Genomic DNA, 23,673 nt, shown 5'->3' on the forward strand with positions numbered 1-23,673 from the left:
ATTGATTTTTTAATGATTGAAATAGAACGTAAGTTTTTAGTGATTTCTAATGCGTTTAAAGCCGAAGCGACATCACAAACTAAAATAAAACAAGGGTTTTTAAATACACATCCAGAACGAACAGTAAGAGTAAGGTTGAAAGGCGAGCAAGGGTTTTTAACAGTAAAAGGAAAATCGACTAGCGATGGAACAAGCCGTTTTGAATGGGAAACCCAAGTTAGTAAAACCGAAGCCGAGAATCTTTTAAAACTTTGCGAAAAAGGCATGATTGATAAAACAAGATATGAAGTTCTTGTAGGAAATCATACGTTTGAAATAGATGTGTTTTCTGGAGAGAATGCAGGTTTAATTATTGCCGAGGTAGAACTAAATCATGTTACCGAGGTTTTTAAAAAACCGCTTTGGTTGGGAGACGAAGTCACGGGGCAATCACAATATTATAATTCGCAATTAAGTAAACGTCCATATAACACGTGGAATAAATGATAGCACTATGAAACAGTTTTTAACCATTTTTGCCTTAACATTATTTTTTACGGCCTGTAATAATAATGAAAAAAGCACCACATTAAAAGAGGGTGCCAAAGACTCAGAAGCTATAGAAATTTCTTCAGATACTCTATTTAAAGAAGAAGTTTCGAAAAAATCTATAGCAAAAATTAAACAGGAGTTAGAGGAATCTGGGTATCAAACTTTTGATTATGTAAATGAAAAAACAGGCGATACCATTTTAATGCAGCAGTATTTTATGGTGTTTTTAAAAAGTGGCCCTATACGTACACAAAATGAAGAAGAAGCGGCTAAGTTGCAAGAAGCGCATTTGGCGCATTTACGACGTATGTACGAAGAGGGTTATGCTGATATTTCAGGGCCTTTTGGTGACGATGGCAACATTCGAGGAATTACTATTTATAATGTGCCAACACTTAAAATGGCCGATAGTTTAGCTAATTTAGACCCTATGGTAAAATCCGGGCGTTTAGTCATAGAAGTACACCCTTGGTGGGCAGGGAAAGGGTTCCCTTTAAGGTGATTTTTAAACGACTGTTAATACCCAATACCAAAACGCTAAAGTTATAAACGAAATGGGAATACCTATACTAACCATCATATTACTTAATTTAGGTTTAAGACCATAAGCACTTGCTACAATAGAAGCTGTTATCATAGGAGCCATTCCAGCTTCCATAATACAAACATTTATGGCTGTTCCAGATTGATTTAAAATAACTTTGTAAAGCACCAATATAATTAAAGGCCACAATATTAATTGGTATGTTAATCCTAATATTAGAAAATTCCAGTGTTTGCTGCGTTTTTCTAAATTAATTTGATACCCAACAGAAACCAAAGCAAGTGGGGAAATGGTATATGATAATTTTTCAAAAACACCATCTATAGTTTCAGGAAGTGTTTGATTTAACAAAATAAGTAAAATGCCAATAATGAAAGCTATAAAAGGTGGAAAGCTAATTATTTGTCGCCCTATTTGTTTTAGGTTCGTTTTCCCTCTAGAGTAGGTTGTAGCAACAACAATTCCTAGTGTAGATAACATAATAAAAGAGCCTGGTAAATCTACAAGAACAAGAGTCTCTAAACCTTCTTTACCATAAAGCGCTTCAATAACAGGAATGCCTATAAATGAAGTGTTTCCCAAACCGCTAGTTAGTATTAAACAACCTGTAAGTTTTTTAGACCATCCTAGCCATTTGCCTAAGGAGGCAAACAAACCAAAGGCAATAAAAAAACCTATCCAAGCAGCCCCAATAGGATACAATAGTTTAGGAGATAATTCAATTTTAGGTAAATAGTGTAATGCCATGGCTGGCAAGGAAATGTAGATGACAAACTTATTTAAAACTACAGGTGTTTCTTTAGGAAAGAGATTACTTTTTTTAAAAAAGAAGCCTAAAAAGAGACATGTAAAAAGTAAAATAATATTAGCCATAGTAGAAATATGGCTGTAAAGATATACCCTAAAAGTTGAACTAGCATATTAATTAAAAAAGAAATACGCATTAAAACTCATATTCTCGTTCTACTTTACAAATTTTAACACGATACCAATCATACCAGACTGCGCGTCCTCTTTGTTGTGCTAAAACATGTTCGCTGTGTTGTTTCCACTGTTTTATAGCATTAAGAGATGCCCAATAACTTACGGTAATGCCAATATTACTTCGTACACTTTCCATACCTAAAAAACCATCTTGTTGTTTAGCTAGTATTTCCATTTTTTTAGCCATGTTAGCATAGCCTGTTGTGTTTTTAGATTGTTTTGAAGTAAAAATCACAGCATAATAAGGTTGGCGAGGTGTTGTCATTTAATTTTTTATTCTTAATTAACTAAACATAAAGTTAACAAATTTTAACCCCAGAGATTGTTTAATTAAGCGACTTATTATTAGTATATTCGCAAAAATTCACATAAATAAATATAAAAAAGAGAAAAATATGCAAGCAGTTGCTACAGATTTTGGGATTACTGAAGCCTTGAAAGCACTAGGCGTTAACGATATTAATAATGGTACATCAACAGGAGCCAATAATTTTTCAAGTGGAGAAATTATTGAAAGCTATTCTCCAGTAGATGGACAACTTATAGGGAAAGTAAAATCGACTACAAAAGAAGATTACGAAAAAGTAATTACTACCGCTACCGAAGGATTTAAAACATGGCGAACTATGCCAGCACCACAACGTGGCGAAATTGTAAGAAAATTTAACGACGAGTTACGTCGTCTTAAAGAACCACTAGGGAAATTGGTGTCTTACGAAATGGGAAAATCTTACCAAGAAGGTTTAGGAGAGGTTCAAGAAATGATAGATATCTGTGATTTTGCTGTAGGTTTATCACGCCAACTACATGGATTAACCATGCATTCCGAACGCCCAGGACATCGCATGTACGAGCAATACCATCCGTTAGGTGTTGTAGGTATTATTTCGGCATTTAATTTTCCAGTAGCTGTTTGGAGTTGGAATACAGCTTTAGCTTGGGTTTGTGGTGATGCTTGTATTTGGAAAGGATCAGAAAAAACCCCTTTAACATCAGTAGCTTGTCAAAATATTGCAGCTCGTGTATTTTCAGAAAACGGTGTGCCAGAAGGTATTTCATGTTTAATTACAGGAGATTATACCGTTGGTGAAATGATGACTAAAGACGAGCGTATTCCGTTAATTTCGGCAACAGGATCAACGCGAATGGGTAAAATTGTAGCCAAAGAAGTTGCTGGTCGTTTAGGAAAAACATTGTTAGAATTAGGTGGTAACAATGCTATTATTGTAACGCCAGATGCCAATATAAAAAATACCGTAATTGGGGCTGTTTTTGGAGCTGTAGGAACTTGTGGGCAACGTTGTACGTCAACCCGTCGTTTAATTATTCATGAAGATGTATATGATAAAGTTAAAAACGCCATAGTAGATGCCTACAAGCAAATTAAAATAGGAAATCCGTTAGATGAAAATAATCACGTAGGACCGTTAATCGATAAGGACTCCGTTAAAAATTATCAAAATGCTTTAACTAAAGTTGTAGAAGAAGGTGGTAACATATTAGTTGAAGGTGGTGTTTTAGAAGGTGAAGGTTATGAAAGTGGATGCTATGTAAAACCAGCTATAGCAGAAGCCGAAAACCATTTTGAAATTGTACAACACGAAACTTTTGCACCAATACTTTATATCATGAAGTACAAAGGCGATGTATCTAATGCATTAGACTTACAAAACGGTGTTCGCCAAGGATTATCTTCAGCAATTATGACCAATAATTTACGTGAAGCTGAACGTTTCCTATCTGTAGAAGGATCGGATTGTGGTATTGCCAATGTAAATATTGGAACTTCGGGAGCCGAAATAGGAGGCGCTTTTGGAGGTGAAAAAGAAACAGGTGGTGGTCGTGAATCTGGAAGCGATGCTTGGAAAGTATACATGCGTCGTCAAACAAATACCATTAATTATACAACCGAATTGCCTTTAGCACAAGGGATTAAATTTGATTTATAATATCATAAGAAATCATTAAAACAAAAGGCTCATTTCTTTTTTGAAATGAGCCTTTTTTATATTCTTACATAAGAAAGGTTCAATTAAAAAGCCATGAAGAAAACCTTTTATAAAGATTTAGTGGCAACTTTACATAATAAAACCTGCTTCATGTCGAAAATAATATCGCGGAAGCAGGTGTTTATTTTAATTGATTAATTAATAGCAAATCTAATGTCTAAAAAAATCCAGTTTGGATAAAATAAAACCTATGAATAGCATAAAAAACCATATAAACGGTTGATTTGTAGTTAGCTATATTTCACTTTTCTTAAAATTCTAACAGCATCTTTGTATAGCGAATACACGTCATCACTATACGCTTTAAGGTAGGGTTTGGCTTCGTGAAGCTTATCTAAGGCTTCGTGAAATAGGTTTAAATAACAAAGTAAATAGGTTGCAGGAAGGTTTTTAATGTCGGCTTGTTCAGTTTTGTTTAAGGTTAATCCTTTTTTTAGTTTTTCTAGTATAGCATTGTTGGCATTGTAAATATGATGTAGCACTTTTTTGTCGAATTGTGGCGGCTGGAATAAAAGCTCGCTATTTATTTGATACGATCCATTATTGTCAAAACTGAAAATAGTTTCCTCCAACGGATAGTATTTATAAGAGTTTTGAAGCCCCAAGCTTACGTATTCAATAATTTTAAAGCTATCGTCATCGTAAGTAATGGAAACTTCATCTAAATTGGAGTAGAACAACCGTACTTGCTCGTTGATGAGTTTAATATCAACTCTAGAAAAGAAAATATCATCTTTTACAATCTTTTTCAACCCAGCCCAGCAAACCACAAAATATTCCTTGAATACTTTATACTGAGGATTAAAATCTTCTCGGGTTTTCATAAAATCGAAAACACCATCCAAAGTGTGTTCTATATTGTTTTGTGCGTGACGTTCAATTTGAGAAACAATGTTGGAATTAACATCTTTAATTTCAATGTCAAACACTTTGGGCATACTCATACTGCCATCTCTAAAAAATACCGAGCCGCCATAGTATTTCCAAATGTTTTTTCTAAGCGATGTTATGGAGTTATCACCCTTAGGTCTAATGGTTACTAAGCCTACAACTTTATCGTCTGGCAAATGCGGAAACGGAATGTTTTCATACTGGACAATAGGCGGATTGGTTAAATAGGCGTTTATGAGGTTTTGTATTTTGCTGTCATCAAAAAAATCGACACCTATTATATTGTTGTCCTCATCATCAACGCCAATTACAATGTAAGAGTTGTTTTTAGGGTTGCTGTTGGAAAGGGCACAAATATGTTTTAAAAACTTGGCTTTGCCTTCTTTTTGACCAATATCAATTTTACGCTTTTTATCATAAAAACTATTCTCGTCGTTATGCGCCAAGAGGTTTTTTATAAGTAGGCGTTTATTAATCATTCTTTATAATAATATGATTTAAAAAAATAATGAATTGAAAAACAGTTTGTTTTGCACTTAAAAGATACTTAAAAAACTTATTGTAACTTAAGAAAAACAAAATCTTTTAATGTGTGTATAATCTAAAAACAGCTTTACTACCGTATATAATTATACAAATCAAAAAAACCTTAGAATTTATGAGAGCTTTTAAGCAACTAAAATTAATTTATCTTTCATTACTAGCGTTAACACTAACATTCTTTAATTGTTCAGACGATAATAACAGTACGCCTCAAGCTACTGGAGAATCGTTTATTTCTGTAAAACTTGTTGATGATCCAGGAGATTACGACAATGTATTTGTTGAGGTTGTTGATGTTATGGTTAAGGTTAACGACGATAGCGAAAGTGAATCGGGTTGGGTAAGTCTAGATCCTATTAACACAGGTGTTTACGATTTATTAGACCTTACAGGAGGTGTTAACGTACTGTTGGCCGATGATTTTCAAATTCCATCAGGAACTTTAAACCAAATAAGACTAGTTCTTGGTGAAGATAACTCTATTGTTATCGATGGCGAAACACACCCATTAAACACACCAAGTGCACAACAGTCAGGATTAAAAGTGCAAGTTAATCAAACTATCGAACCTGGATATACATATGATTATATTCTAGATTTCGATGTAGATGAATCAATAGTTGTAGCTGGAAATTCTGGAAATATCAATCTAAAACCAGTTATTCGTGCAACGGCCGAAGTATCTTCAGGAAAAATTGAAGGTATGGTAACACTATTCGATTTTCAAGTTCAAGCATCTGTAACAACAGCCGATGGCGATATTACAGCATACGCCGATGAAAATGGAGCATTTATGTTAAACGGTGTGCCAGGAGGTACGTATACAGTAACAATTACGCCAGATCCAGAATCTGTATATGCTGTAGCCACAGTAGAAAATGTAGAAGTGGTTAACGGGCAAGTAACTAATATAGGAACTGTAGAATTACAAGAAATACCTGTTGTAGGATCAATTACAGGAACTATTTTAAACGAAGGTGTTTCGGCAACCGTTTCTGTAATGGTTGAAGGTGAAGTAGTAGAAGCCACTACTGATGAAGCAGGTGTATTTTTACTTGCCGATTTACCAGTAGGGTTTTACGATGTAACGATTACGCCAGATGAAGCTTCTGGTTTAGCAGAAACAGTTGTTCCTGATGTTGAAGTTACACAAGACATGACAACAGATTTAGGAGAGATGACTCTCGAATAATCAAATCCATATAAATTTTTGTTAAAGAGCGGTACATATGTGCCGCTCTTTTGTTTTTTAACCAATTATTAACAGCGCTACAGAAAAAAAATTAACAATTTGCATCACTCAAATAAGCAAACTATATTCGAGCTTTTTAAAACATAGAAAAATGATGGAAGAAACAAGTACAATTGATATTAAAGCGATTAATGAAAAGATAGAACGCGAAAGTGCTTTTGTTGATTTACTTACCAGAGAGATGAATAAAGTTATCGTTGGCCAAAAACATATGGTCGAGCGGTTGCTTATTGGTCTTTTAGGACAAGGCCATATTTTACTTGAAGGTGTTCCCGGTTTAGCAAAAACACTAGCCATTAATACCTTGTCTCAAGCAGTAGATGGTAGTTTTAGCAGGATTCAATTTACACCAGATTTACTACCAGCCGATGTGGTTGGTACGCTAATTTACAACATCAAGGAAAACGATTTTTCCATTAAAAAAGGACCTATTTTTGCTAACTTCGTTCTGGCCGATGAGATTAACCGTGCGCCAGCCAAAGTACAATCAGCATTACTGGAAGCCATGCAAGAAAAGCAAGTAACCATTGGCGATGAAACCTTTGTGTTGGATAAACCATTCTTGGTAATGGCTACACAAAACCCCGTTGAGCAAGAAGGAACTTATCCCTTACCAGAAGCGCAAGTAGATCGTTTTATGCTAAAAACGGTAATCGATTACCCAAAACAAGACGAAGAGCAACTTATTGTTCGCGCCAACTTAAAAGGCGCTTTCGAAAAAGTAAATCCTGTGGTATCGTTGGAGCAAATTTTAAAAGCACAACAAGCTGTTCGCGAAGTCTACATGGATGAAAAGATTGAAAAATACATCTTAGACATTATTTTTGCAACACGTTATCCAGAGAAATTCAAGCTAGCCGATTTAAAACCATTAATTTCTTTTGGGGCATCACCACGTGGTAGTATTAACCTGGCCAATGCAGCCAAATGCTATGCGTTTATTAAGCGTCGTGGCTATGTTATTCCAGAAGACGTTCGTGCAGTAGTTTACGATGTATTGCGCCACAGAATAGGAATCACTTACGAAGCCGAAGCCGAAAACGTCACATCGGTTGATATTATCAATAAAATTGTTAACGAAATCGAAGTACCATAAAGAGTTAGCAGTATTCAGTGTTCAGTTTTATGGGATTATTAAAAAAAGCTGAATTAAAAACTGAATACTTTTTTAGAACTGCTTACTGCAAACTGAAAACTGCAAACTAAAAAATGGATACCAAGGAATTACTCAAAAAAGTACGCAAAATAGAGATCAAGACACGACGGTTGTCCGATCATATTTTTGGAGGCGAATACCATTCTACCTTCAAAGGGCGTGGTATGACGTTTTCCGAAGTACGCCAATACCAATTTGGTGACGATGTAAGAAACATCGATTGGAATGTTACCGCACGTTACAATGAACCCTACGTTAAGGTTTTCGAAGAAGAACGCGAGCTAACGATGATGCTGATGGTCGATATATCGGGATCGGAGTTTTTTGGTACCGACCAGCAATTTAAAAGCGAAATTGTTACCGAAATTGCAGCCACTTTAGCCTTTTCGGCCACACAAAACAATGATAAAATAGGACTGATTTTATTTTCGGATGAGGTGGAACTTTATATTCCGCCAAAAAAGGGGCGTTCGCACGTATTACGCATTATTCGAGAACTTATCGAGTTTGAACCCAAAAGCAAGCAAACCAATATTACCGAGGCATTGAAGTTTCTTTCCAACGTTATGAAAAAGAAAGCTATTGTCTTTGTATTGAGCGATTTTATTTCAGACGATTATCAACATACCTTAAAAATAGCTTCTGGAAGGCACGATGTTACAGGTATTCGCGTGTATGATAAACACGAAGTTGAAATCCCTAATTTAGGAATGGTGCAAATGCAAGACGAAGAAACAGGCGAATTACAGCTGATAAATACAGCATCCAAAAAAGTGCGCCGTAATTATGAGGCTTTTTACAGGGAGAAAGTGGCTTATTTTAAAGAGAGCTTTACCAAATCGGGTGCAGGAAGTTTAGCTTGTAGAACCGATGAAAGCTACGTAAAAAAATTGTTAGGCTATTTTAAACGAAGAGGATAAAATGATGAATCACAAATCACGAATTATGAATTTAAAAAAGAAACAAGTAACACGGTTTGTCTTGTCTCTTTTCTTTGTTCTGTTTTCTTTGTTTTCTCAAGCTCAAGTTACGTCATCTATTGATTCTACTTCCATAAAAATAGGTGAACAAATCACCTATAAAATTGAAGTTGAAGCCGACTCTACGGATTTGGTCATCTTCCCCGAAGGTCAAACCTTTATGCCGTTGGAAATGATTGAATCGTACAAAATAGACACCACTAAGCAAGATGCCAAGTTTCAACTCATCAAGAAATATGGTTTAACCCAATTCGATTCGGGAGCATATACTATTCCACCACAAAAAATTCTTATTGGTGATAAAACCCTGTTAACCGATTCACTTCAAGTTACGGTCAATTCCATTCAAGTCGATACCACAAAGCAAGGTATGTACGACATAAAACCGCTGATTGCCGTAGAAAAACCCGCAAGCAACTGGTGGAAAACAGCACTTATTGTACTCGGCATTTTAGCAGTTGTTGCCTTTTTGTTGTATTGGTTTATATGGCGCAAAAAACCATTGACAGAAGACGAAAAAATAGCGATGTTGCCACCATACGACAAAGCCAAGGCAGCCTTGAAACAGTTAGATGAAAGTAGCTTTTTACAAAATGCAGAATTAAAGGAATATTATTCTGAATTAACCTTTATTATCAGACGTTATCTCGATGAAAAAGTGTACGATCGCGCGTTAGAAAGTACTACCGATGAGTTGATTACGCGATTAAACTTATTAAAGGAAGGTAATCAAATAGATATTAGCAAAGATGATATTCAAAAATTAGAATCCATTTTACGTCGTGCCGATTTAGTGAAGTTTGCCAAATCTGCTCCAGATGTTGCCTTAGCCGAATTGGACAGGCAAACCATAGATCAAGAAATCGATCATGTTAAAGAAGCGCTTCCAGAACCTTCGGAAGAAGAAAAGCTACTAGACGAAAAATACAAAGAAGAGCAAGAGCGTAAACAAAAACGCAAAAAGGTTGTTGTTACTGTAGCTGTTTGTATGTTTTTAGCCATAGCTGCGTTTATTGGATTTGGTGTAAAATACGGGTTTACTTACGTTAAAGATACCATTATTGGTCATGAAAGTAAAGAACTGTTAGAAGGTCATTGGGTGACTAGCGATTATGGTGTGCCGCCTATAACTATTTCTACACCCAAAGTATTAAAACGTACCGAAATTCCAATGCCAGAAGAGGCACAACAAAACGCTAAAACCATTGGTTTTAATTATGGTACAATGCTAGATATGTTTAGCATTACGGTGGTAACATCGGTTTTTGAACAATCGCAACAAGCACCACAATCTCAAGGTCAAAAACAACAGCAAGCTCCAGAAATAGACTTAAGTATGGTTGCTGAAAATGTGATTAAAGGAATGGAGCAACAAGGCATGAGCGATATTTTTGTGAAACAAGATAAATTCACAACCCCAAATGGTGCTGAAGGTTTAAAAACCCACGGAACAATGAGCGTTCCCATTTTACAAACCGAAAATTATAAAACGGCCAATTATACCATACTACTTTTCACATCGCAAAATGTCCTGCAACAGATTATTATTACTTGGCCAGAAAACGATAGTTACGCAGACGAGATGGTAGAACGTATAATAAATTCAGTAGAATTGCAACCTGAAAAACCCGAAACAGAAGAATAATGTTAGAAGGAATCGAGTTTTTAAATAAAGAATTCTTTTGGTTATTGCTACTCCTACCAATAGCCATAGCATGGTATGTGTTTAAGCGAAACAAACAAACAGCCGAGCTAAAAATGTCAAGCCTAAAAGGTTTTAAGACCTCAAGTTCTTGGTTGCCCAAACTAAGACATCTGTTGTTTGTGTTACGTTTGTTGGTATTAGCTTTAATTATTACAGCTTTGGCCAGACCACGAACGGTTGATGTGTCTACAAAGACCAAAACCACACGAGGTATTGATATTGTCATGGCTATTGATGTCTCGGCAAGTATGTTGGCTAAAGATTTACGCCCAAACCGCTTGGAAGCGTTAAAAGATGTGGCTGCGGAGTTTATAAAAGGACGTCCAAATGATCGTATTGGCTTGGTAGAATATGCTGGCGAAAGTTATACCAAAACACCAATTACAAGCGATAAAGCTATTGTGTTACGTTCTTTAGATGACATAAAATACAACAACATCATCGAAGGTGGAACCGCCATTGGTATGGGTCTCGCCACCGCTGTAAACCGATTAAAAGACAGTAAGGCCAAAAGTAAAGTCATTATTTTGTTAACCGATGGGGTAAACAATTCTGGATTTATCGACCCCAAAATTGCTAGTGAATTAGCCGTTGAATACGGCATTAAAACCTATACCATTGGTTTAGGAACTAATGGTATGGCATTATCGCCAGTAGCTATTTTACCTAATGGGAATTTTCAATACGGTCGTGTTCAAGTAGAAATAGATGAAGATTTATTAAAGGAAATCGCACAGGTAACAGGCGGACGCTATTTTAGAGCGACTAACAACCAGAAATTGGCCGAGATTTACGACGAAATTAATAAACTAGAAAAAACCGAAATAGAAGAATTCAAATATTACAATTACCAAGAAAAATTCCGCCCATTAGTATTATTAGCAGGTTTACTATTGTTGCTGGAAGTGTTGTTGAAACACACTATTTTTAGAAGTTTTATTTGATGAATTTGTGAGCAGATGGATTATTTTCAATTAGAAGAAAAAATATGGTTTTGGGCATTACTGGTTATTCCAGTAGTTGTGCTTATGTTTTTAGTGCTTCAGTTTTGGAAAAAACGCACCCAAAAACGCTTTGCCGATAAAGCCCTTTTAAAACGACTAAGTCCCAACCAATCACTATTTAAAGCTATTTTAAAATTGGTGGTTTGGAGTTTGGCCATAGCGTGTTTGGTATTGGCCTTGGTTAATCCTAAAATAGGCACTAAGTTGGAAACTGTAAAACGTGAAGGTGTCGATATTGTCTTTGCCGTTGATGTATCTAAAAGTATGTTGGCCGAAGACATTGCGCCTAACCGTTTGGAAAAATCCAAGCAATTGGTAACGCAAATCATCAACAATTTAGCAAGCGATCGTGTAGGTATTATTGCCTATGCAGGAAAAGCTTTTCCGCAGTTGCCTATCACAACCGATTATGCTGCGGCAAAAATGTTCCTTCAGAATATGAATACCGATATGTTATCCTCGCAAGGAACAGCCATTAGCGAAGCTATTGAGTTAGCAAAAACCTATTTTGATAATGAAGAGCAAACCAACCGGATTTTAATTATTATTTCTGATGGCGAAGACCATACCGATGTTGCGGTGAATGTAGCAGAAGAAGCCAGTAACGAAGGGATAAGGATTTTTACCATAGGCGTTGGCGATGTAAAAGGTGGCCCAATCCCCATTAAAAGAAATGGCGTGGTGTTAAATTATAAAAAAGATAGTCAAGGCGAAACGGTAATTACCAAGCTAGACGAAAATACCTTAAAAGCCATTGCCGATGAAGCCAATGGTGCTTATATTAATGGGCGAAACACCAACGAGGTTGTCGATAACATTCGCGATATTTTAAATAAAATGGACAAAACCGAATTTGAAGCCAAGGAATTTGCCGATTTTAAAGACCAATTTCAATGGTTTTTAGGGTTTGCCTTAGCTTTTTTATTGTTAGATGTTTTCCTACTAGAACGAAAAACAGCTTGGCTAAAAAAGCTTAACCTATTCAATGAAAATCTATAATGTGCTTACAACTTTTATAAAACCTTTAACGTATAAACCCACTAAGGCTTTATAAATTAGTAAGCTAAATAAATAACATTGAAGAAACGATACTTTTGAATAAATCATTACAATCGTTGAAAAAGAAAATGAAACCACTACTTTCTATAATATTACTTTGTATCACCAGTTTTTGTTGGGCTCAAGATGAGGCTGAAAAAGAGCAACAATTAGCCTTACAAAAAGCCAATGGTTTAGTGTATGAAGCCAATGAATTATTGGGGGAAGACGATTATGTGTCTGCCGAAATGGAGTATAGAAAAGCTATTTCAGAGCAACCTAATCATACTGTTGGCGCCTATAATTTAGGAACATCGTATTACCTAAATGGAAGCCTAGATGAAGCGTTGTACCGTTTGCTACAAGCCACGAAAGCAGCAACAACAAAAGATGAGAAACACAAAGCCTTTCATAACATTGGTAATGTTTTATATAAAAATAAGCGTTGTAAAGAAGCTGTTGAAGCTTATAAAAACGCTCTAAGAAACAATCCTTCTGATGATGAAACGCGATACAATTATGCGTTAGCCAAGGAATGTGCCGAACAACAAAAGCAAGAGAACGAGCAAAATCAAGACGATAAGGATAAGGACAAAGACCAAAATAAGGATCAACAAGACCAGAAAGATAAACAGGATCAGCAAGACGATCAAGACAAAGATAATAAGGATGAAGGCGACCAAGATAAAAAAGAAGGTGAAGACAAGAAAGATGAAGATGGTAAGCCTAAAGATGAAAAACAAGACCCTAAAGACAAACAAGGGCAAAATCAAGATAAAAAGCAACAACAACCAAAACCTAAACAAGGTCAGTTGTCGCCACAGCAAGTAAAAAACTTATTGGAAGCGATGAACAACCAAGAGCAAAAAGTACAAGAGAAAATGAATGCCGAAAAGCAAAAAGGCGTAAAAGTGCAAACAGATAAAGATTGGTAATGAAAACGAAAACATATATTCTTATAGTATTTCTTTTTACTTCAGTATTTGGACTAGCACAAGTTAAGTTTGAAGCTAAGGTAAGTAAGAAAAAATTAGGAGTTAATGAACGCTTGCGCATCGATTTTGAAATGAATCAAGACGGCGATAATTTTAATCCGCCAAACTTTCAAAATTTTACAGTAGTTGGTGGTCCTAACCAATCGGTAAGTCACTCTTGGGTCAATGGAAAGCGTTCGTTTTCAAAAACATATAGTTATTTTTTAGCCCCAAAACGCTTAGGAACGTTTACTATAAACCAAGCAACCATAGAAATTGAAGGAGAAACCTACAAAACAACACCTGTAAGTATTGTGGTTACCAAAGCGGTTAATAAGCCTAAAGATGGTAATAATGCCGAGTATATTGCTTCAGAAAACATTCATTTAGTTGCCGAGGTTTCAAAAGCAAATCCATATTTAAATGAAGCGATAACGGTTGTTTATAAACTATACGTTAACCCTAATACGGGTGTAAGTAATTGGCGTGAAATAGATAACCCTAAGTACAGCGATTTCTGGAGTCAAAACATCGATATTAAAGGTTTAAAAGTTCAAAATGGCACGTATAAAGGCGAAGATTATCGCTATGTTGTATTACGAAAAACAGTATTGTACCCACAAAAAACAGGCAAACTAGAAATAGAACCTTTAAGTTTAGATATTACGGTTGAGGTGCCTACCAATCGTCGTGATATTTTTGGTGGTCGACTAATGAGTCAGGTACATAGAACCATTTCGGCAGGCAGCCGAACCATACATGTAAAACCACTTCCTGAGCAAGGTAAACCAGCTGGATTTACTGGTGCCGTTGGTGATTTTGATTTTGCTGTAACCACATCAAAGGAGAAATTAAAAGCATCGGAATCATTACAATTACAAGTAAAAGTGTTTGGTAATGGAAACTTAAAACTGTTTGAATTACCAAAGGTTTCCGTACCAAGTTCTTTAGAGATTTACGAGCCAGAACATATCGAGAATGTTAGAACCAATCTAGGTGGCATGCAAGGTAGTATTTCCGACAACTACACCGTAGTGCCACAATACAAAGGGAAATACCCTATTCCTAACATTTCGTTTTCATATTTCGATCCTAAAACCGAAAGCTATAAAAGCGTAAACTCCAATGAAATTATTGTTGATGTATTAGATGGTCCAACCAATGCGTCATCTAACGACAATATTGCATCTACAGCAGCCAACAAACAAAAAGTGATTATGAGTAACGACCAATTCGCTTTTGTAAAAACCGAGACAAGATTTGTATCTAAAACACCTAAACATTTCTTTAAATCGGTTGGGTTTTGGGCGTCGTTATTAGCGCCATTATTAGCTATTCCGTTAGCCATTGTTTTCCGTAGAGAAAAAGAAAAACGCGATGCCGATGTCTTTGGAAACAAAATTAGAAAAGCCGATAAATTAGCCAAGAAATATTTAAGTGAAGCTAAGAAAACACTAGGGCAAAAAGAAGCTTTTTATGTGGCGTTGGAAAAAGCACTTCATAATTACCTAAAAGCCAAATTGCATATTGAAACAAGCGATTTTAGCAAGGATAAAATTCAAGAATTACTACGATCAAAAGGAGTTGAAACTACGGTTGTGGACGAATTTTTAGAGTTGCTTGAAAACTGTGAATTGGCACGTTATACGCCGTTGAGTAATGTAGAAATGCAGCAAGATTATGACAAAGCAGCTAAAACTATTTCATTAATCGATAAACAAGCTAAATAAGATGAAAAAGTTTTTGTTTTACATATTGTTTTTCGTTGTGGTAACAGGGTTTTCACAAAATCAACAATGGTTTAACCAAGCAAACGAGTTGTACAATCAAGGGAAATACGACGAGGCTATCAAACGCTACGAAAAGATACTAGAAAGCGGGCAACATTCGGCAGAGTTGTACTATAACTTGGCTAATGCACATTATAAGCTAAACCATATAGCACCAAGTATTTATAATTATGAAAAGGCATTGCAATTAGCACCTAACGATAAAGAAATTAAAAACAATATGGCATTTGCTAAGAATATGACTATAGATGCTATTGATACCGTTCCAGAAGTTGGCTTATCACGTTTTTTAAAAGCAGTTACTAATTCGTTTAGTTTTGATGGTTGGGCGTATTTTGCGGTGTTTGCTATGCTATTTTTTATTGTATTGTATTTAGTCTATTATTTCAACTCTTCAACAGCTAGAAAACGTCTTTCTTTTGTGCTTAGTTTAGCCTTTTTATTACTTTCGGTTATTACATTGTCCTTTGCATTCCACAAATATAGTTTAGATAAAAACGATAAACCGGCTATAGTTTTCTCGCAAGAAGCCCAAGTTAAAAGTGAGCCTAATTTACGCAGTATCGAGTCGTTTAAACTTCATGAAGGCACAAAAGTTCAAATTTTAGACACCGTTAATAATTGGAAACAAATTAAATTATCAGACGGCAAAACAGGCTGGATATCATCTGGAGATATAAAGGCGCTATAAGATTTAAAATATATTTAACGTAATAATATCTTACAAACCCTATATTTGCAGTTCAATTAACCTTAAATATGCCAAAAACGAGAATAGCCATATTTTTTTCTATTATTTTTATGATGTTTCTCGTAGCTCCTACGGTTATTTCGGTTATTGAAGACACTTATGATCTTACTATTTTTTATAGTGTTAACGAAGAAGAAAATAAGGAGCAAAACGAAGTTCAAAAGAATTTAGAAGTTAAATATTTAGAAAACCTAGGTTTTTCTAGTGTTTTTTGGGATAATGATGAAAATAATTCTTTTAGCTATTACTTAAAAAACTACTCGCCTCTTGTTTTAGAGTGTGTCTCTCCTCCCCCAGAACAGAACATATTATAATACGTTTTACACAGTTTTTCCAGACATTAATTTGGAGCTGTACTTTATTTTCTAAAATTTTAAAACTTTATATATGTTCAAGTATATTAAAAGCGACTTGCCAGCTAGTATTGTCGTGTTTTTTGTGGCTTTACCATTGTGTTTAGGTATTGCACTTGCTAGTGGCGCACCATTATTTTCAGGATTAATTGCCGGTATTATTGGCGGAATTGTTGTTGGAGCTTTAAGTGGCTCTAAAATAGGCGTTAGTGGTCCAGCCGCTGGATTAGCTGCTATTGTATTAACAGCTATTGGCGCTTTAGGAGGATACCAAAATTTTTTAGTAGCAGTTGTTATTGCAGGTGTTATCCAAATTTTATTTGGTGTGTTAAAAGCAGGTGTTATAGGTTATTATTTTCCGTCTTCTGTTATAAAAGGTATGTTAACAGGTATTGGTATTATTATTATTTTAAAACAGATTCCTAACTTTTTTGGATATGATGAAGAATCAGCTTGGGATTTAGAATTCTTCGAGATTGATGGTGGAAATACATTTTCAGAGATTTTTCAAGTAATTAATAATATTCATCCTGGAGCAGCTTTAATAGGTGTAATTAGCTTATTAATATTATTATTTTGGGATAAAGTATTAAGCAAAAAAGGAAAAATATTTCAGTTAATTCAAGGACCTTTTGTGGCTGTGGTATTAGGTATTATATTTTTTACTGTAACTAAAGGGAATGAGTTATTAAATATAACCTCCAATCATTTAGTTAGTGTTCCTATTCCAGAAAGTGCTTCCGATTTTTTAAATCAATTTAGTTTTCCAAACTTTTCAGTAATTACCAATGTAGATATTTGGGTTACGGCTTTTACAATTGCTTTAGTAGCTAGTTTAGAAACACTGTTGTGTGTAGAAGCAACAGATAAGATAGACCCCGATAAAAACGTCACACCAACGAATAGAGAACTGTTAGCCCAAGGTACAGGAAATGTAATTTCTGGTTTAATAGGTGGGTTACCAATTACACAAGTAATTGTAAGAAGTTCTGCTAACATTCAATCTGGAGGAAAAAGTAAAATGTCGACCATTATTCATGGTTTCTTATTATTAATTTCTGTTATCTTAATACCAACATTACTTAATATGATCCCGCTATCTGTTCTAGCAGCAATTCTATTAATAGTGGGGTATAAATTAGCAAAACCACAACTATTTAAGCAAATGTATAAGTTAGGATGGAAACAATTTGTGCCTTTTATAGTAACTGTTGTAGGGATTGTATTTACCGATTTACTATTTGGTATAGGCTTAGGACTTTTAGTAGGTATTGTAGTAATTCTTTTAAAGAGCTACCAAAACTCACACTTCTTACATATTGAAGATAAAAGTAATGGAAAACATAAAATTAAAATGACATTAGCTGAAGAAGTAACATTCTTTAACAAAGGAGCCATTTTAAAAGAATTAGATAGTTTACCTCGCGATACGTATTTAGAGCTTGATTTAATAAAAACCAGGTATTTAGATAATGATATTATTGAGATTTTAGATGATTTTTCACACAAAGCAAAAGAACGAAACATTGATATTAAACTCGTTTCTAAGCGAGGTGTAGAAGAAAATCCAGAAAGTTTTGCCGAGTTTTTTAGAACAAGGCCAAAATCAGATATAAGCTTAAGCTAATTGCTATGGGAAAGCCTAAACATAAAATTCTTCTACTGGCCGATTTAAAAACGCCAGTAGAAGATATTCTAAAAAGTACTGTTAGTTTAGCAAAAATAATCCATGCCGATATTGAATTATTTCATGTTAAACAGCTTACCGATATTGTTAAACGAGAAAGTCAATTGTCTGCCATGCGAACGCTTAACGAAACACATTCAAAAACAGACAAAAAGCTTTTAAGTTTAATAGAGCCTATATCCAAAACCTATAATGTAACGATTAATTACAACTATGTTTTTGGAAATGTTAAAACAGAAATAGATAACTATATAGAAGCACAAAAACCAGACATTGTTGTTTTAGGTAAACGTAATAAATTGTTTAATCCTCTAGGAAATAATATCACCGACTTTGTGTTAAAGCAATTTAAAGGTACCGTTATAATAGCCAATAACAACAATCTTATCGATTTTGAAAAAGGGTTTAACTTTGGCGTGTTTAACGTAACTAACGAATTTCAAAATCAAATGTTTATAAAAGATTTAATGGCTTATATTAACAAGCCCTTAAAATCATTTCAAATTGCAGGAGAAGACACTGAAAAAATTAAACATGAAAACGATGTTGTAGAACACATTTTTGATCAAGGAAACAATGTTATAAAAAATATATCTAATTATCTGTTAAAAAGCAATATTAATTTATTGTGTGTAGAAAGAGATACAAATAATAGCAGCAAGACATCAATAAAAGATATTGTTAGTAACCTTAATGTTCCTTTATTTATTACAGGAAACAGAAATTATTATACATCTTAAAAATTAAAATATATTATGAAAGCACATACAAAAGAAACGCAGGCAACAATGACGCCTCAAAAAGCAATACAATTTTTAAAGGAGGGCAACCAACGATTTCAAAGTAACCTTAAAGCAAACCGAAATCTTTTAGAACAAGTAAACGATACTAGCGAGGGGCAATTCCCTTTTGCAACTATTTTAAGTTGTATCGATTCACGCGTTTCTGCAGAATTGGTATTCGATCAAGGTTTAGGCGATATTTTTAGCGTGCGAATAGCAGGTAACTTTGTAAATGAAGACATTTTAGGGAGCATGGAGTTTGCTAGTAAATTAGCAGGCACAAAATTAATTGTAGTCTTAGGGCATACAAGCTGTGGTGCTATTAAAGGCGCTTGCGACGATGCTAAACTAGGCAACCTTACAACCATGTTGGCTAAGATAAAACCAGCTGTAGAAGCTATAAGCGAACCTCAAGATAAAAGCCTTAGAAACTCTAAAAACTTAGAGTTTGTAGATAACGTAGCTAAAAAGAATGTTGCTTTAACAATAGAAAATATAAGACAACAAAGCCCAGTACTAAAAGAAATGGAGGATAACAATGAGATAAAAATTGTTGGAGCTATGTACGATATTAATACAGGAGCCGTTTCCTTTTTTGAATAGGATTATATACATTAAATAATGTTGTAAAAAAGACTGTTATTGTAACAGTCTTTTTTTTATATTATAAATTCAAAACATCAACCAATTATGAAACAGTTTTTCTCAAATATAAAAGGTGACGCTTTTGGTGGTATTACAGCGGGTATTGTTGCATTGCCATTAGCTTTAGCATTTGGTGTGTCCTCTGGTTTAGGCCCAAGTGCAGGACTTTATGGTGCTATTTTTATTAGTTTTTTTGCCTCACTTTTTGGAGGAACAAATACACAAATATCGGGTCCAACAGCTCCAATGACAGCGGTAAGTATGGTGGTGATAGCAGGAATTATAGCAGCCAACGACGGCGATGTTAATAAAGCCTTACCAGCTATTTTAACTGTTTTTTTGTTAGCAGGCTTAATGCAAATAGGTTTAGGTGCTTTAGGTTTGGGTAAGTATATTAGGTATATTCCTTATCCAGTCGTGTCTGGATTTATGACGGCTATAGGTGTTATTATTTTAATTACACAAATACTCCCAGCAGTAGGTTACTATCCAAAAGAAGACATGACTTTTGTAGATACCTTTAAACCTCAAGCCGAAGAAGTTATTTTAGAAAATATTTTAAAAGAAGAAGCAGGCGAAGGCATTTTAGTTTTAGAAGACTTTAAAGAAACCATTAATAGAGCAGAGAAAGTAACAGAAGCAGACATTTTAAAAGAATCTAAAACCTTAGCGGCAAAAGAAGCGTCAGGTGTATTAGGAACATTTAAAGTTATTGATAGAGCCTTAGGGAACATTAATTGGTTGGAAGTTCTATTAGCACTTGGAACTATACTTATTATTTACGGTTTCAAACGAATTACAACGGCCATACCAAGTACGTTAGTAGCATTACTGGTCATGTCTGGAATTGCTGTTGGTTTTGGATTAGATTATCGCCCAATTGAAGAAATTCCTAGTGGATTTCCCATACCAAACCTAGAAATCATTACACAATTTCAATTAAGTAGCATTACACCTTATGTATTTACAGCATTAACTCTAGCTCTTTTAGGAGCGATAGATTCCTTACTAACAAGTGTAGTTGCAGACAACATGACTAAAACAAAGCACAAACCTAATAAAGAGTTAGTTGGACAAGGAATAGGAAATAGTATAGCAGCTGTTTTTGGAGGGCTTCCAGGGGCTGGTGCAACTATTAGAACGGTTGTTAATATTCAATCAGGTGGAAAAACACGATTATCTGGTATGATTGCTGGCGTACTATTATTAGTAGTTCTTTTAGCATTAGGACCTATAGCTTCTCAAATACCTGCAGCAGTTTTGGCGGGGATTTTAATAACCGTTGGTATTGGTGTGATGGACTATAAAGGCTTACGAGCCATTCCAGCGCTTCCAAAGGATATTAAAATTGGGCCATTAAAATTAAGTTCTGAGGTATTGGTTATGTTGGTAGTTTTAGTATTATCAACATTTTGGAATTTAGTTTATGCCGTTGGAATAGGATTGGTGATTGCCTCGTTAATGTTTATGAAAAAGTTAGGCGATCTTACTGCCAAACGTTCTGATGTAAAAAAACTAGGAGAAGAAAAAGCTTGGGCAGACGAAAAAGGCTTTCCAGAAAAACTTAAGGAAGAAGTATTTATCAAGCACCTAAAAGGCCCCTTGTTTTTTGGCTCAACAAGCGATTTTCAAAGTTTGGCAGCTCAAATTCCCGATACGGCTTCAACCGTAGTTATAAGATTAGGAAGAATGCAATATATGGACCAATCTGGCTTGTATGCCATGGAAGATGTATTACAGGAACTCAGAAAAAATAAGGTGCAAGTACTATTCGTAGATCTATTAAAACAGCCTAGATATATGATGGAACGCATTGATATTATTCCTGATTTGATTTCAAATGAGTATATCTTTAAAAATTTTAAAGACTGTACACGCTGGATAAAAAACAATGTAAAAGACGAGTATTAACAACACAAAATTATCCTAACAGCTCACTGTCAATCAAGACTAATTTTCTGTGTGAAAAAAATGTAAATTATTTTTATTTAGACTGATTCTTCTTTATTTTTGCCGTCAAATATCAATAATTTATATGAAACTATTACAATCAGTATTGTTCGCTATGGTTTTCCTTTTTGGAAGTCAAAGCTTTTCACAAGACAATGTTTTTTTAAAGCGTGAATTTTGGAAAACCCAACCTTCACCAGAAGTTATAAAAGCTAAAATTAAAGCAGGGCATGACCCCTCCGAAGCCAATGCTGGCAATTTTGATGGTGTTGTTATTGCTACTTTGCAAGGCGCACCACTTAAAAGTATAATATATCTTCAATCTCAAAAAGGAAACGATGTTAATAAATTAACGCACGATGGGAGAACCTATATTTTTTGGGCAGCTTACAAAGGTAATGTGGAACTAATGGAACACCTTTTAAAACAAGGCGCCAAAACAGATATTAAAGACGATCATGGACTAACTGCTTTAAATTTTGCAGCCAATGCTGGAGTAACCAATACTAAGGTATACGACATATGCTTAAAGCATGGTGCTAACCTAGAAAAAGACTTAAATCAAGATGGCGCTAATGCGCTATTATTGGCTATTTCTAAAGATGACGATTTATCACTAACCAAGTATTTTACCTCAAAAGGTTTGAAGATTGATAGCAAAGACGCCAATGGTAATGATGCTTTTAATTATGTTGCAAGAACAGGAAAGATAGCATTAATGGATAAACTTTTTAAACAAGGTATAAAAGGTAATAATCAAGCATTTTTATTTGCAGCATATGGAACGCGAGGAAAAACTAATGGTTTGGAGGTGTATCAATTCTTAGAAGAAAAAGGCTTAAACCCCAAAACAACAAATCAAGAAGGAATTTCGCCTTTGCATATAGTTGCGGCAAGATCAAAAAACCCAGAAATCATTAATTACTTTTTAAATAAAGGTTTAAATGTTAATGCTCAAGACCACAACGGAAACACCCCTTTTTTAAATGCAGCTTCTAGAAATAATTTAAAAATTATAGACCTCCTGTTTAATAAGGTTAAAAACATTAATCAAAGCAATAAAAAAGGCGAAACAGCATTAATGTTGGCAACAGAAGGTAATCATCCAGAAGTTGTTAATTTCATAATTGAAAAAGGTGCCAATTTTAAACTTGCCAATAACAGAGGCAATAATGTAACATACTACCTTATCAATAGCTTTTCTGATAGAAATAAAGATGAGTTTGTAAAGAAATTAAAGCTTTTAAAATCGGCAGGATTAGATATTAAATCACCGCAAGAAAACGGTAATACCTGGTATCATCTTGCTGTCGAAAAGCAACGTTTAGAATTATTAAAAATAGCTGCAGAATTAAACCAAGATATTAATGCCAAAAATAGCGAAGGTAATACAGCCTTAATTTTAGCCGCTATGAAAGCACAAGATGATAGTATTTTAAAATTCCTTTTAGCGCAAGGTGCAGATAAATCTATTACAACCGATTTTGAAGAAACAGCGTACGATTTAGCCTTAGAAAACGAGTTGCTAAAAAAGAACAACATTTCAATAGATTTCTTAAAATAAAAGTCCTCCTCCTGAATTTGATTCAGAAACTCATAAAAAAAACAAGCATATGAAATTAAAACATATATCCATATTAAGTGTATTGGTTTTAGGCCTATTATCATTTACTACCTTGACAGAATCTACTAAGTATAAATGTATGATTCAAATGACGAATTATACGGGAGAAGGCGCTTATATTGTTATTTCGTTAATTAACCCAGAAGGCGAATACGACAAAACTTTATATGTAAAAGGCGATGACGATGAGTGGTACAACACCGTTGAACAATGGTGGCAGTTTTATGACAAAAAGCAACATAATATCGATGCCATTACTGGCGCAACTGTTTCTGGTGGTGGTCGTGCTATTGAGGTTATTGATATTGAAGACTCTAAAATCGACGCTGGATACAGTATTCGTTTTGAAACAGCAGTTGAAGACGATGAGTATTATATAAACGATGTGCAATTCCCTTTAACTACCGAAAATATTAAAGGCAAGCACGAAGGCAAAGGGTTTATTCGTTATATAAGAATGATGCCGAATTAGAATTAAAA

General features: G+C 34.7%; 22 protein-coding genes. 19 read left to right on the forward strand and 3 right to left on the reverse strand.

The window, feature by feature from the left end:
* Positions 1–12: 12 nt before the first annotated feature.
* The gene (locus tag EJA19_RS01770) at positions 13–486 is read left to right on the forward strand and encodes a CYTH domain-containing protein (protein WP_125466622.1); all 474 of its coding nucleotides are present in this window, start codon (positions 13–15) and stop codon (positions 484–486) included.
* A 7-nt stretch (positions 487–493) separates the two neighbouring features.
* Complete coding sequence (locus EJA19_RS01775; RefSeq protein WP_125466623.1) at positions 494–1,033, forward strand: YciI family protein; 540 nt, start codon at positions 494–496, stop codon at positions 1,031–1,033.
* Between the two features lie 3 nt (positions 1,034–1,036).
* On the opposite strand, the gene EJA19_RS01780 is transcribed toward EJA19_RS01775, so the two are convergent.
* Together EJA19_RS01780 and EJA19_RS01785 are read right to left on the reverse strand one after the other, a co-directional pair.
* Positions 1,037–1,948: an AEC family transporter gene (locus EJA19_RS01780; protein WP_125466624.1), complete on the reverse strand. Its 912-nt coding sequence runs from the start codon at positions 1,946–1,948 to the stop codon at positions 1,037–1,039.
* Positions 1,949–2,018: 70 nt separating this feature from the next.
* The gene (locus EJA19_RS01785; protein ID WP_125466625.1) at positions 2,019–2,324 is read right to left on the reverse strand and encodes an antibiotic biosynthesis monooxygenase family protein; all 306 of its coding nucleotides are present in this window, start codon (positions 2,322–2,324) and stop codon (positions 2,019–2,021) included.
* Between the two features lie 130 nt (positions 2,325–2,454).
* Here EJA19_RS01785 and amaB point away from each other — a divergent pair, with 130 nt between their 5' ends.
* Positions 2,455–4,008, forward strand: a complete 1,554-nt coding sequence (gene amaB / locus EJA19_RS01790) for an L-piperidine-6-carboxylate dehydrogenase (protein ID WP_125466626.1) — start codon at positions 2,455–2,457, stop codon at positions 4,006–4,008.
* 290 nt (positions 4,009–4,298) lie between these two features.
* Here the strand turns inward: amaB and EJA19_RS01795 are convergent, their stop codons facing one another.
* Positions 4,299–5,438, reverse strand: a complete 1,140-nt coding sequence (locus tag EJA19_RS01795) for an ATP-binding protein (protein ID WP_125466627.1) — start codon at positions 5,436–5,438, stop codon at positions 4,299–4,301.
* A gap of 179 nt (positions 5,439–5,617) precedes the next feature.
* Here EJA19_RS01795 and EJA19_RS01800 point away from each other — a divergent pair, with 179 nt between their 5' ends.
* The 16 genes from EJA19_RS01800 (at position 5,618) to EJA19_RS01875 (ending at position 23,665) form a co-directional block, all read left to right on the forward strand.
* On the forward strand, positions 5,618–6,694 hold the full coding sequence (locus EJA19_RS01800; RefSeq protein ID WP_125466628.1) for a DUF4382 domain-containing protein: 1,077 nt from the start codon (positions 5,618–5,620) through the stop codon (positions 6,692–6,694).
* 154 nt (positions 6,695–6,848) lie between these two features.
* Positions 6,849–7,850: an AAA family ATPase gene (locus EJA19_RS01805; RefSeq protein WP_125467122.1), complete on the forward strand. Its 1,002-nt coding sequence runs from the start codon at positions 6,849–6,851 to the stop codon at positions 7,848–7,850.
* A 113-nt stretch (positions 7,851–7,963) separates the two neighbouring features.
* Complete coding sequence (locus tag EJA19_RS01810) at positions 7,964–8,830, forward strand: DUF58 domain-containing protein (RefSeq protein WP_125466629.1); 867 nt, start codon at positions 7,964–7,966, stop codon at positions 8,828–8,830.
* A gap of 4 nt (positions 8,831–8,834) precedes the next feature.
* Complete coding sequence (locus EJA19_RS01815) at positions 8,835–10,535, forward strand: BatD family protein (RefSeq protein WP_125467123.1); 1,701 nt, start codon at positions 8,835–8,837, stop codon at positions 10,533–10,535.
* A complete protein-coding gene (locus tag EJA19_RS01820) occupies positions 10,535–11,539 on the forward strand; it encodes a vWA domain-containing protein (protein WP_125466630.1) in 1,005 nt (334 codons plus the stop codon). Before EJA19_RS01815 ends, EJA19_RS01820 begins: the two co-directional genes overlap by 1 nt.
* 15 nt (positions 11,540–11,554) lie before the next feature.
* Positions 11,555–12,598 (forward strand): vWA domain-containing protein, encoded by a 1,044-nt coding sequence (locus EJA19_RS01825; protein WP_125466631.1) that lies wholly within the window; start codon positions 11,555–11,557, stop codon positions 12,596–12,598.
* A 128-nt stretch (positions 12,599–12,726) separates the two neighbouring features.
* A complete protein-coding gene (locus tag EJA19_RS01830) occupies positions 12,727–13,572 on the forward strand; it encodes a tetratricopeptide repeat protein (protein WP_125466632.1) in 846 nt (281 codons plus the stop codon).
* Positions 13,572–15,341: a BatD family protein gene (locus EJA19_RS01835; protein ID WP_125466633.1), complete on the forward strand. Its 1,770-nt coding sequence runs from the start codon at positions 13,572–13,574 to the stop codon at positions 15,339–15,341. The genes EJA19_RS01830 and EJA19_RS01835 overlap by 1 nt, the downstream gene beginning before the upstream one ends.
* A 1-nt stretch (position 15,342) precedes the next feature.
* Positions 15,343–16,092, forward strand: coding sequence for an SH3 domain-containing protein (locus EJA19_RS01840; RefSeq protein WP_125466634.1), 750 nt, complete (start codon positions 15,343–15,345; stop codon positions 16,090–16,092).
* A 68-nt stretch (positions 16,093–16,160) separates the two neighbouring features.
* Entirely contained in the window at positions 16,161–16,466 is a 306-nt protein-coding gene (locus EJA19_RS01845; RefSeq protein WP_125466635.1) for a hypothetical protein, read from the forward strand.
* Between the two features lie 73 nt (positions 16,467–16,539).
* Entirely contained in the window at positions 16,540–18,132 is a 1,593-nt protein-coding gene (locus tag EJA19_RS01850) for a SulP family inorganic anion transporter (RefSeq protein WP_125466636.1), read from the forward strand.
* A gap of 5 nt (positions 18,133–18,137) precedes the next feature.
* Entirely contained in the window at positions 18,138–18,932 is a 795-nt protein-coding gene (locus tag EJA19_RS01855) for a universal stress protein (protein ID WP_125466637.1), read from the forward strand.
* A gap of 15 nt (positions 18,933–18,947) precedes the next feature.
* Positions 18,948–19,577, forward strand: a complete 630-nt coding sequence (locus EJA19_RS01860) for a carbonic anhydrase family protein (RefSeq protein ID WP_125466638.1) — start codon at positions 18,948–18,950, stop codon at positions 19,575–19,577.
* 87 nt (positions 19,578–19,664) lie between these two features.
* Positions 19,665–21,530: a SulP family inorganic anion transporter gene (locus EJA19_RS01865; RefSeq protein ID WP_125466639.1), complete on the forward strand. Its 1,866-nt coding sequence runs from the start codon at positions 19,665–19,667 to the stop codon at positions 21,528–21,530.
* Positions 21,531–21,654: 124 nt separating this feature from the next.
* On the forward strand, positions 21,655–23,133 hold the full coding sequence (locus EJA19_RS01870; RefSeq protein ID WP_125466640.1) for an ankyrin repeat domain-containing protein: 1,479 nt from the start codon (positions 21,655–21,657) through the stop codon (positions 23,131–23,133).
* 49 nt (positions 23,134–23,182) lie between these two features.
* Complete coding sequence (locus tag EJA19_RS01875; RefSeq protein ID WP_170160044.1) at positions 23,183–23,665, forward strand: DUF2271 domain-containing protein; 483 nt, start codon at positions 23,183–23,185, stop codon at positions 23,663–23,665.
* The last annotated feature ends 8 nt before the right edge of the window (positions 23,666–23,673 follow it).

It is taken from the genome of Mangrovimonas spongiae (genome assembly GCF_003944795.1).
Lineage (GTDB): Bacteria > Bacteroidota > Bacteroidia > Flavobacteriales > Flavobacteriaceae > Mangrovimonas > Mangrovimonas spongiae.